Here is a 10910-nt window from a genome sequence, read left to right on the forward strand (position 1 = left end):
ATAAATATGTTAAGAACAAATCTCGATTTTTTATCCTTTATAGAAAGTCTTCTTAAGGCTGATGAGCGATTGAATGATAAAATAGTTTTAAAAGAATTTAAGAAGGGGTCACTGATATTAGAACAGGGGCGAAAGATTGCTAAAATATTTATTGTTAAAGAAGGGATTACAAAATGTTTTTTTAGCGAAGAGAATGGAAAAGATTTTATTGTTGAGTTTTTAGGAGAAGGCGAAATTATTGGTGATATTGAAGTGATAAGAAAAATTAACTGTCTTTGTAGTATTGAAGCGATTACCGATATAAAGGTTTATCAATTTAATTTTTCTTTTTTCGAATCTTTGATGAAAGAAAATTTAGCTTTTAATAACTTATTAGTAAATGAATTAGCTGAAAGAATTATCAATACGAGTAGTCGAGCTTCGTTTCAGCAGTTATTTACTTTAGAACATGGTCTATCTAAACTTATAGAATTTCAAAAAAAACAGAATATTACAATTTCAAAGGAAGATATGGCTGCATATTTAGGAATTACTACTAGAAGCTTAAATAGAGCTCTAAAAGCTATTGAATAAGATTTTATCACAGCGTTTTCTAGTATGACGTTTAACGATACTCGGCTAAAGAAAGTGGTGTGGTTTAGCAGTTAACTTTGTTGCAAGTACACTCCGAACTGAAAATTCCGCAGGAATTTTCAGGATAAGCCTGTAATAGCAATTGTTGCCATCAGTTATTTTTTTTCATAATTGATAGTAATAGGTTCACAGCTTGACTTTTGTGGCAACAAGCGAAAATCTTCAGCCTATATATAGTACAAAAACTCAAAAGAATTACTTCCGTTGAGTCTTTGGATATCAACCGTCATAACATCAAACAGATGTTGGCGGTTAGTACTTATTTTTTACTGTCAAATTTTTTTATTGCTTGTTCTGTCACAGGTGTGAACAAATTTACTAAGTTTCCATCAGGGTCACGGAATAAAAGCGATTTATTTCCCCAAGGCATTGTTGTCGGTTTCTGAACAATGTAGGGCTGTAAAAAATTAGCTAATCTTTCATAGTCTTTTTCTACATCTTCTACTAAAAATTCAATAATGGCACTACGGTTTTGTGCTGATAGTGCAACACTTTCGCCACCAAAAAATTGTAATGTTTTTGTGCTTCCAATGGCTAAGGTCGCTGTTTTTGTTTGTAGTTCGGCAAAGTCAGGTGTATATTGTGCCACCGACGCACCTGTTATTTGCTCATAAAATTTTACCAAGCCATTTATGTCGGCTGTAATGATGCGAATTGATACTAAATTCATTTTAATGTTTTTTTAAATTACGGCACAAAACTAATTTCACGTCATGACAACGGTATGTCAGGGGACTTAAACTTTTTTTATTTTTCAGCTAAATACTCTTGTAAAGTAAGTTTGTGAGGCGTGAATTTTGACTCTGTTTGTTGAATTTTTAGAGATACGAACGAAGTGAACTGGTGAAACAAACTTCGAAAAAATGCGTAACTAAGCCATCATTTATAGATGATATTGTATGTAGTTTTTATTCACCTAACTTGATAATCTCAGAGACATTGTGATTATTTATAGATATTACGTATTCTATGCTTTTATTCCATAAAAGCTTTTTGTAATTTTTGGAGCAAATAATTTCAATATCAGATTCACCATTTTCTTGGAAAACGGTAATTATATCAATTTGCAATTTTCCTTTTAAAAAAGTCTCATAATTTTTAATTTTCTTTCTTTTTAAATCTTCTGATATGTAATTTTCGGTTTGAAGAACAATATCTTGAATTTTTTGAACTAAATAATTAAAATTGTCAATTTGATTTGTAGAAATGTTTCCGTCTTTAGTTACAAAAAATAATTCAGTAGATCTGTCAAGTCTTTCAAATTTCCAGATTCCACAATAACTATGATCATCATAACTATCGCTTTTGGGTAAAAATTCAAATTCTTGTTTAATTTTTTCTATTGAAAGCATCATTTTTTAAAATTACATACAACGGTCTCGTATAACCGTCAGTTAAGGGATTAAAGTTACTAATTTTCGGTTTAGCATTGACGTTAGCAATTCCGAGTAGATCCGGACGTAGTCGAATCCGCCGTAATTGCGGTTATACATTGTTGGCAACAGTATTTTTCAATGTTTTATTCAATTTTTCGATATATTCTTTCCGTTCAAGCAATTGACAGATGTCTGTCTCAAAAGTTATGATTCTGTTTAATTTTGGAAAAATTAGTTTGTTTTTTGCGATAGAGCTTGAAATCATAATATTGAAATAATTATATGTTAAAATTATTCTTTGAATAAAATCGGTTTCTACAATCTTAAAACCAAGTTTTTTTGCTGTTCTTTCATTAATAATATGACTCGTTCCCCGTATTTTTATTCCTTTATCGTTTTTATGTATTTCCATAATGGATAATAGTCCGATTAAATACTGCTGTATTATAAAATCTGTTCTCTGTTTACCATTCATATCTTTATCAATCACAAAAAAATAATCAAATAAAGTACCTCCGTGAATTTTAATTAATTCGTTTTTAGGTTTTTCGGTGATCAACAAGGGGGAATGATAAATTATTTTCCCACTTTTTTTGAGGGAAGGCATATCAAAGAATGGTGCAATGATTGATAAGGCTATGGTAAATATCAGAATCCCAATTAAGTAAATTCCTGAATAAATGGATATTATAATAGATAACAATATAATTACAAGGAAACAAATTGCTATTATAAATAGAATTCTATTTTGTTCTTTTTTATTTTTTCTGTAAAACTGGTGATTCAAATTTCCGTATGTGTTTTTATTGTTGTCAACGGCCCTCGGCTACAAAGTAGTGGCGTGTTGCCAAGACCGAGCCAAACCAAATATACAAATACTTTCGGATTTTTGGAGACACGAACGAAGTGAACTGGCGTAGCAAAATTCGGAAGTAGGCGAGAAGCCACAATATCAGCTAACCAATGTTGTGTACTGGTTTTTTATTTTCAATGAAACAATCATAACATTCAGGCTTGTTCATAGAAGTAGGCTCAAATTCTCCACAACTGTGACAAACGTTTTCCATATAATCGGGATTACCAAACTGTGACCAAATTGAAAAACAGTTCCAACAATAAGGTTTTTCGGTATCATATGGAATTCTCTCTTCACATCTTATACAATATCCTCTTGTCGGTTTTCTTTTTACTTTTTCATTTGAGTTATTTTTATTTTCAAATAATTTTCTATTCGTTTTTGTTAGTTGTATAATCTCAGAAGATTGAATTATCGAAAGAGTTTCGTTTACAGCTTTGTCAAAAATATTTTTGTCATTTTGTCGAGTAATAAAAACTCCCATTTCTCTATTGTTTTTCTCTGAGAATTCATACATGTTCATTGAAGTTATTACCATTTCCTTTTCGTTGAAATAGCATTTGGCGTGCAAGTTTTCAAAAAAAAGTAATTCAAGGTTTTTAAGTTCAGCTAATGAATTTCTTTCATTTGGTTTTAATTCATCTTTTCCAAAGATAATTTTTATTTCAACATTCTTTTTTGATGCATCTTTAAGTCTTTCGTAAAAGGTTTTAGAAATCTGCAAATAAGGTGAAACTAAAACTAATTTTTTTTCAGCTCCAATAATTATATTTTCAATATGATAAGAAGTTCCATTTGTAGTTAAAAATTCTGCCATTTATTTTTTAGTATACATTTTTGTTAAACTTGTGCACAACGATCCTTGGCTAGCTGATGTTGTGGTATTTAGTTACTAGCCAAACCAAATATACAAATACTTTCGAATTTTCGGAGACCCGAGCACAAAAGTGCGAACTGGCGCAGCAAAATTCGGAAAAATGCGCAAACCTAGCCATGATTTATAGCCGATGTTGTAAAGCGTTTTTATTCATTTAGATTTTCAAAAGTGTTTGTCAATTCTATCTTTAATTTTTTTAAATCTTTCAACATATTATTTCGAGTAAACAAGTAAATTCCAAAACTTAAAAATACACCGATTCCAAATTGGAAATCACCAAACATTCCAATAAAAGAAATAAAAAAAACAATTCCCAAAATTGTATATAAAGGGATGAAAGCATAATCAAATCCATTTATTTTTACTTCAATGATAGTTCCGTTTTCAGAATCAGAAATTTTTCCTTTTGCAACTGCAGTTGCATAATTAAAGCTATTCATTTTTGAATTTCTTTTAAGTTTAAAAGAATCTTTTTCAATATTTCCAATTAATGATTTATTTACTTTTCTTGAACTTAAAGATTTGAAGAACTCAGAAAAAAAATTTATATCAGAATGTTCGAATTTTTTATTGAATTTTTCAATAAATTCTTTTTTTCCAATTTTCAATTCAGTTGTAAATTCTTCTCTAAATGGATTTTGTTTCATTATCTTTTTCAAAATGCTTTACAACGGTTCGGGGCTTAGCGAGGGCGGGATTCGGAGCACAAAGTTTCAATTTATAACTAAAGTTTATTAGAAGCACAAAGCTCCAAGTTTGCACTTCACCCCGCCTGACGCAAAACCCGTGTTAGTGGCAGTTTTATTTCTTTTCGTAATTCTTCGTTTATATTCTCTTGGGTCAAACCTACTAAATTTAAAGTCTGCCAAAACTCTTTTTCTGATTTTAATAACTCAATAATTTTTTTGTCACCGTAAACCCTTTTTGTACGTTCTAAGATTAAAGCGGCTGTCAAATAAGGAATTGAAGTTTCTCCTTCAAAGTACAGTCGTTCATATGGGTCTATATGTTCCTTAAAATCAAAATCCTTGTTTTCTGTTAGAAACTTGTCAAACTTTTCTCTATGCCACAAATAATCGAATTTTCCACTTCCTGCAATGTAAGTGGCTATTCCTTCGTCCAAGAACTTATTGATATTTGGAAATAAGGTATTAGTATAAATGTGTACTATTTCGTGAGTATAGATTTCTGAGTTATTTCCTGAAAAAATAATGTTTCCGTAATCAGCAAGACCACCAGTTTCATCTACATACATCATTGGATTGTAGTCAAACCCTTTGATTTCAAAAAGTTCTTTTGGGTTTATACAAGAATAATAGGTTATTGATATTGGTTTGCATTGAAAGAAATTACAAATCTTGTCAATATCTTTTTCCTGTTCAGTGATTTCAGTATCGTTTATGATTTTATTGGGTGATATTTTATAGGTTAAACTTCCTTTTGTAACAGTTTTCCATTTTTGGGTTGTGAAGTTAAGGTATCTGCTGAACAAAACTTTGTCTTGGTGAATATTTGCAATAATATTATATATTGATTTTAGCTGATTTTCTTTCGTTTCATTGTTATGTCCAATAAAAGCAATTTTCACAACTTTTTGACTTGGTTTTTCTGTCGGAATAATTTCCATTAAAGTCGGTCTAAAAAAATCGCTTCCGTACTTTGAGTTTTCTATGTTATAAATGTCAAGATAAGGATAAATGAATTTTTGAAAATCGGATTGAATCCAATTTTTATTTTCAGTCAAAGAACTGTTTTTAGTTTTTAGAAACTCTGTCAAAGTTTCAATAATTGTCTGATTCGTTTTGTCGGTCTTGTCAATAATTGGCGAAACGGTCAATGCAAATTTATCTTGCTTTGAGTCTTGTCCGTTGCAAGCCAAAGTCAAAAAAGTTGTCAATATGAGTAAAATATTTTTCATTGTACGGTTCTCATAAATTGCCACTAACGTTCTAGGGCTTTGCGTTCGGGCGGGTTTAAATGCACTACCGCTTGGCTAATGTACAAATGTTTTTAGAAAGCACAAAAGCTCAATTTAGCACTTCAGCCCGCCTGACGCAAAACCCTTGTTAGTGGCTGGCATTACAATTGTCGCATATGTCTTCAATTTTAAGTATCGCATTTTTCCAAATTGTCGTGTTAAAGTCGTGTGCTTTCAAACTGTCAACATAGTTGTCTAATGACTTTTCCAATGCCTTCACAAATTTTGTCGCATTGATTGTTCTATTTGTTTTGTCAAGTAAAGCGTCTTTTCGTAAAATTCTCCACGCATTTGTAGTTTCTGCTTGGTGTAAAATTCCACAGCGAATATTTTTATAAAAGTCGTCTGCAATGTCTTTAAAACCACCAAAAAGTTTGTTTTCTGTCGTAAAAAAGTCCTTGAACATTTTTCGCCCAACACCTTTTCCATTTGTATCCTTTTTCCCTTGTCTAAATGATTCCAATGTTTCAATTGTCAAGCAAGCAACAGCCATTTTTAGAAATCCACTGTCAATTTTTTTTACGTGTTTGATGTATCGGTTCTGAAATCTGTGATGTATAAGGTTAACTAAATTGGCTTTTGCGTTGTCGTCCTTTTTCTTAATCCACTCACGTGCTTGTCCAACAGTAACATTTCCTGTCAGTAAAAAGTCATCTATATTTTTATTTTTTGTCGTCATTTTCTATTGGTCGCTTATGTCTATGTGTGTCGTCAGTTGCTTGCCACTAACTAGTAAATATCAACAAATATATATAACTTTTTGTAATAAAAAACCACTCGAATGGAGTGGTTGAAAAATTATTTTTAGTTTATTAATAATCTACTTTCTATTATATATTGCCTGAAATCCTAATGATAAAAGAATGGTCAGCAATGCGCCAATAAAATTCAGCCAAAGGAAACTCACAACGTCTATGTAATAAATATAGAAAATGATCAATTGTGTAATACCGGCACCTAAGAAAATAGCTTTAGCTTTTATATATTTGATGTAGAAACCAACCAAGAAAATTCCTAAAACTGTTCCGTAGAAAATAGAACCAATGATGTTGACCAACTGGATCAGGTTTTCAAATAAAGTCCCGATACAGGCAAATAATATAGCAATGATTCCCCAGAATAAAGTGAAAAACTGCGTTGCATACACATAGTGTTTATCATCTTTCTCAGGAACATTTCTTTTGTAAATATCAATAGCTGTAGTGGCTGCCAAGGAATTCAATCCGGAGGCACTCGAAGACATCGCAGCACTGAAAATTACGGCTAACAACAGACCAAGCAATCCTTTGGGTAAATAATGCAAAATAAAATACAAGAAAACATAATCTTTATCATTGGTTTCCGAAGATTTGTCTACGGTGGCAATTAAAGATTTGGCTTCCTCGCGTAAATCTTTTTCTTTATTGGATAAAGCGACCATTTGTTTGCGCAAAGTAGGATTGTCGTAGTCGTTATGTTCTAATTGTTCGATGTAAATTTTATTGACTACTTTTTTATCAATGTTGATCTGTTCCAATTTTTGCTCCAGATTTTCATAATCTGCTTTATAGCTCGATTGCTTTACTTTTTCCACATTTGTGGGATTAAAGTGCAGCGGTGTGTCGTTGAACTGAAAGAAAACAAAAACCAAGACTCCGGTTAAAAGGATAAAAAACTGCATCGGAACTTTTAAAATTCCGTTCATGATTAATCCCATTTGACTTTCTTTAATGGATTTTCCCGATAAATAACGTCCCACTTGGGATTGGTCTGTACCAAAATAAGACAACATCAAGAAGAAACCGCCGGTAATTCCGCTCCAAAAAGTATAACGCGTTTCCGGATTGTATGAAAAATCTAAGATATTCATTTTTCCGTTGGCTCCCGCCACATGCATCGCATTGCTGAAATTCAAATCTTCCGGCAAATAGGATAAAATGGTAAAAAACGTCAAAAACATTCCGAGCATAATGATAAACATCTGCTGTTTTTGTGTCACGTTTACGGCTTTGGTTCCGCCCGAAACGGTATAAACAATCACTAATATTCCAATTACGATATTAAGCATGGTTAAATTCCAACCCAATAATGCCGACAGAATGATGGAAGGCGCATAAATGGTTAAACCAGTTCCTAATCCGCGTTGGATTAAAAACAAAATGGCGGCTAAGGAACGCGTTTTAACATCAAAACGTTGTTCTAAATATTCATAAGCGGTGTATACCTGTAATTTGTGATAAATAGGGATAAACGTGTACGCAATGACAATCATGGCTAAGGGAAGTCCAAAATAAAATTGAACAAATCCCATGCCGTCATGATACGCCTGACCCGGTGTCGAAAGAAATGTAATGGCACTTGCCTGAGTAGCCATAACTGAAATTCCTACGGTAAACCAAGGTGTTTCATTATTGTCTAGTAAATAATCTTTAACATTAGCACTGCCTTTGGTTTTTAAAGCACCATAAATTACAATAAAAAGCAAGGTACAGCTTAATACGATCCAATCTAAACTTTCCATATTATGAGAAGATTTCCATTAGTAAATAGAAAATTAAAATGTATAAAGCATTTAGTAGTAAAACCACTGTGTAGCTCATTTTCCAATGTTGTTTTTCGTCTTCCATAATTATAATGCTATAAGGTTAGCCAAAAGTTTATACGCACCGCTTACACCTTCCGGAAGCTGTCTGAAGAAACTCAATCCGGTGTAGCAATAATTTCCTTTGCCATATTTTGCAACGAGTAAGCAGCCTTTTTTCTCTGTTTCGCCCACATCGGCAGTCGCCAAAATGGGTTGGAACTCAGAACTCCATTCGCTAGGGAAATACAAACCTCTTTCCTGAACCCAACCGTCAAAATCTTTTTGGGTAATGGTATTTGGCGAATTTAAGGCGGTACATTTAAAATCTAAAAAGTTTACTTTGGCATTTTCATTGGTCACTCTGTCACGTGATAAACTTAAGTTGTAAGGCGCAATGTCATTGGTTACCAAATGATGATCGGTGTTGTATTGTACAATTAAATTTCCGCCATTTTCTACATATTGAAACAATATTTTGTTTTTGTATTGCAATTCAGGAAGTACATTAAAAGCCCTGATTCCTAAAATAATAGCGTCAAATTGTTTTAAGTTTTCTAACGTTAAATCTTTTGGAGATAAATAGGTGATAGTGTAGTTTAAATTTTCCAAATAACGTCCCACTTCGTCGCCCGCTCCGGTTAAGTAACCAATGCTTTCTTTTTTGGTTTTGATGTCCAAAGTTACCATTTTGGCTTCAGCATCTTCTAAAATTGTTTGTTTAGGAATATGCGAATAATCAATTTCAATGACTTGCTTGCTGAAGATTTGATTTTCGGCAGAAGTTACTTTTGCTAAAAGTTGTACATTTTGCTCTTGTGAAGGCGATTTTACTTTAAATGTATAGATTTTTTCATCCCCTTTTTGTGCAATGCTCACTTCTTGTTGACTCGGATAAACCGACCATTCTGTGTTTAAATCGAGTTTTACTATTCCTTTAAAATTAGTTTTGTTCGCTTTTATTTTTACTTTTATTTCTTTGGTTTGCTTTGGTTTAAAGATGTTTACTTTATCCACTAAACTTACTGAAACATCAGGTAAAAGTGTAAAAGGGTAGTAGGTTTCTCCGTTTTCAGGCGTATTGGTTTTGTATTTGATATTTTGGGTTACCGAAAAGGGTTTACCGTCTATAGTCAATAGAAAAGTTACCGGAAAAGGTGTTTGGATTTCGGGTAAATTTCGCTCTGATTCATCGGGAACGGCGTACATACCAACGGTTGGCTTTTCATTTAGCCAAAACAAATTACTATAGGTTTCATTGGCCGGTAAATTGTAATTTTCAAGGCTAAAATCGTTTTTTTTATTGAATGTCAGTGTTCTATTTTGAGTAAAACTGGCATTGGGTAACTGAATTTCGTTCAGCGTAATTTGAGCATTACTTCTGTTGATGGCTTCAATATTTAAGTTGAACGCTTGTCCTTTGGTTACATACGGAACAGAAGCTTTAGCTTCCAAATACAATCCGGCACAGGCTTCAATAATACTTGTAATTTGTTCCGATTTTAGTTTTTTCCAATTGTCATCTTTCAATTGGTTAATTAACGTATAGGCTTTAATCAATTCCGGTAAATGTTCCGACGGATTGTTGAAGTTAAAATGCTGCTCAATAGGTTTTAAAATAGTTTCAATGGCTGCTCCGCCTTCCACGCGATTCCAAGATGTATCAATTCCTTCAAAAATATTAGTTTGGTTAGGCATCGAACCTTTTAAAAGTTCTAAATATTCCATTTCGTCGCCACGAGTTCCGGTAGTTCCGAAACCTTGACATTTGTGCTGACTTCTACTAAAAGCTGCTATTTCGCTGTTACTTTTTCCTTTTAAAGGATAAAAAACATTGGCTTCAATTGAAAAAAGGTTGGATTTGTCTGCTTTTTCGAAGTTTTCTTCGCTGCCATAAAACCACCATGAGGTGTTAAAGAAAACGCGTTGCGGTTTAACAGAAATTCTATTGTAAGCTTCTAAGCTCAAAATAGCAGAAGCCGTGTGATGTCCGTGAGTTGTTCCCGGTGTACGATGATCAAAACGGTTAATGACAATATCGGGTTTGAAATTTTCCATTGCTTGAACCACATCGGCTAGCACTTGGTCTTTATTCCAAATACTGAATGTTTCGGTTGGTTCTTTACTGAATCCGAAATCATTGGCACGGGTAAAAAATTGTTTTCCGCCATCTACTCTTCGGGCAGCTAATAACTCTTGCGTTCGTATAGCTCCTAATTTTTCACGAAGTTCGGGACCAATTAAATTTTGACCGCCATCGCCACGCGTTAGCGAAAGGTAAGCTGTTTCGGCATGATAATAATTAGAAAAGTAGGAGATCAGTTTGGTATTCTCATCATCAGGATGAGCAGCAACATACAATACTTTTCCAAGAAAATTTAGTTTTTGAACACGTTCATATATTTGGTTAGAAGTCAGTTTTTCAGGAGCTTGAGCAAGAAGTGTTGAAGTTATTAAAAATGCTAAAAAGCTTATTTTTTTTATCATAGTTTATTGGGTTTCACCAAAATTAAAGAAAGGAAATTCAAAATGCCTTCTTTTTAACAGTTTATTTGTTTTTCTATAAGTACTTCATAGCAAGGACTAGGTTTATGAATTTAAGAATTTATTTATGTAAAAAAGATTATATT

General features: G+C 32.7%; 10 protein-coding genes. 1 reads left to right on the forward strand and 9 read right to left on the reverse strand.

The window, feature by feature from the left end; genetic code table 11:
* Positions 1 to 6: 6 nt before the first annotated feature.
* The gene (locus ACUSJC_RS00735; protein WP_449267634.1) at positions 7 to 573 is read left to right on the forward strand and encodes a Crp/Fnr family transcriptional regulator; all 567 of its coding nucleotides are present in this window, start codon (positions 7 to 9) and stop codon (positions 571 to 573) included.
* Between the two features lie 319 nt (positions 574 to 892).
* Here the strand turns inward: ACUSJC_RS00735 and ACUSJC_RS00740 are convergent, their stop codons facing one another.
* The 9 genes from ACUSJC_RS00740 to ACUSJC_RS00780 all read right to left on the reverse strand — a co-directional run bounded on the left by ACUSJC_RS00740 (position 893) and on the right by ACUSJC_RS00780 (position 10767).
* Positions 893 to 1303, reverse strand: a complete 411-nt coding sequence (locus tag ACUSJC_RS00740) for a VOC family protein (protein WP_449267635.1) — start codon at positions 1301 to 1303, stop codon at positions 893 to 895.
* Positions 1304 to 1541: 238 nt separating this feature from the next.
* Positions 1542 to 1988: a hypothetical protein gene (locus ACUSJC_RS00745; RefSeq protein WP_449267636.1), complete on the reverse strand. Its 447-nt coding sequence runs from the start codon at positions 1986 to 1988 to the stop codon at positions 1542 to 1544.
* Positions 1989 to 2118: 130 nt separating this feature from the next.
* Positions 2119 to 2796, reverse strand: coding sequence for a hypothetical protein (locus tag ACUSJC_RS00750; RefSeq protein WP_449267637.1), 678 nt, complete (start codon positions 2794 to 2796; stop codon positions 2119 to 2121).
* Between the two features lie 169 nt (positions 2797 to 2965).
* Positions 2966 to 3682: a phospholipase D family protein gene (locus ACUSJC_RS00755; protein WP_449267638.1), complete on the reverse strand. Its 717-nt coding sequence runs from the start codon at positions 3680 to 3682 to the stop codon at positions 2966 to 2968.
* 206 nt (positions 3683 to 3888) lie between these two features.
* Entirely contained in the window at positions 3889 to 4389 is a 501-nt protein-coding gene (locus ACUSJC_RS00760; protein WP_449267639.1) for a hypothetical protein, read from the reverse strand.
* Positions 4390 to 4505: 116 nt separating this feature from the next.
* The gene (locus ACUSJC_RS00765) at positions 4506 to 5660 is read right to left on the reverse strand and encodes a hypothetical protein (RefSeq protein WP_449267640.1); all 1155 of its coding nucleotides are present in this window, start codon (positions 5658 to 5660) and stop codon (positions 4506 to 4508) included.
* 148 nt (positions 5661 to 5808) lie between these two features.
* On the reverse strand, positions 5809 to 6399 hold the full coding sequence (locus tag ACUSJC_RS00770) for a hypothetical protein (RefSeq protein WP_449267641.1): 591 nt from the start codon (positions 6397 to 6399) through the stop codon (positions 5809 to 5811).
* 141 nt (positions 6400 to 6540) lie between these two features.
* Positions 6541 to 8220, reverse strand: a complete 1680-nt coding sequence (locus tag ACUSJC_RS00775) for a sodium:solute symporter (protein ID WP_449267642.1) — start codon at positions 8218 to 8220, stop codon at positions 6541 to 6543.
* Positions 8221 to 8328: 108 nt separating this feature from the next.
* Positions 8329 to 10767: a PIG-L family deacetylase gene (locus ACUSJC_RS00780; RefSeq protein ID WP_449267643.1), complete on the reverse strand. Its 2439-nt coding sequence runs from the start codon at positions 10765 to 10767 to the stop codon at positions 8329 to 8331.
* Positions 10768 to 10910: the final 143 nt, after the last annotated feature.

This window comes from Flavobacterium sp. U410 (assembly GCF_053570605.1).

What these genes read in the sequence shown, in the direction of transcription:
- ACUSJC_RS00735 (WP_449267634.1), top strand. Translation starts at nt 7, where the DNA reads ATGTTAAGAACAAATCTCGATTTTTTATCCTTTATAGAAAGTCTTCTT.
- ACUSJC_RS00740 (WP_449267635.1), bottom strand. Translation starts at nt 1,303, where the DNA reads ATGAATTTAGTATCAATTCGCATCATTACAGCCGACATAAATGGCTTG.
- ACUSJC_RS00745 (WP_449267636.1), bottom strand. Translation starts at nt 1,988, where the DNA reads ATGATGCTTTCAATAGAAAAAATTAAACAAGAATTTGAATTTTTACCC.
- ACUSJC_RS00755 (WP_449267638.1), bottom strand. Translation starts at nt 3,682, where the DNA reads ATGGCAGAATTTTTAACTACAAATGGAACTTCTTATCATATTGAAAAT.
- ACUSJC_RS00760 (WP_449267639.1), bottom strand. Translation starts at nt 4,389, where the DNA reads ATGAAACAAAATCCATTTAGAGAAGAATTTACAACTGAATTGAAAATT.
- ACUSJC_RS00765 (WP_449267640.1), bottom strand. Translation starts at nt 5,660, where the DNA reads ATGAAAAATATTTTACTCATATTGACAACTTTTTTGACTTTGGCTTGC.
- ACUSJC_RS00770 (WP_449267641.1), bottom strand. Translation starts at nt 6,399, where the DNA reads ATGACGACAAAAAATAAAAATATAGATGACTTTTTACTGACAGGAAAT.
- ACUSJC_RS00775 (WP_449267642.1), bottom strand. Translation starts at nt 8,220, where the DNA reads ATGGAAAGTTTAGATTGGATCGTATTAAGCTGTACCTTGCTTTTTATT.
- ACUSJC_RS00780 (WP_449267643.1), bottom strand. Translation starts at nt 10,767, where the DNA reads ATGATAAAAAAAATAAGCTTTTTAGCATTTTTAATAACTTCAACACTT.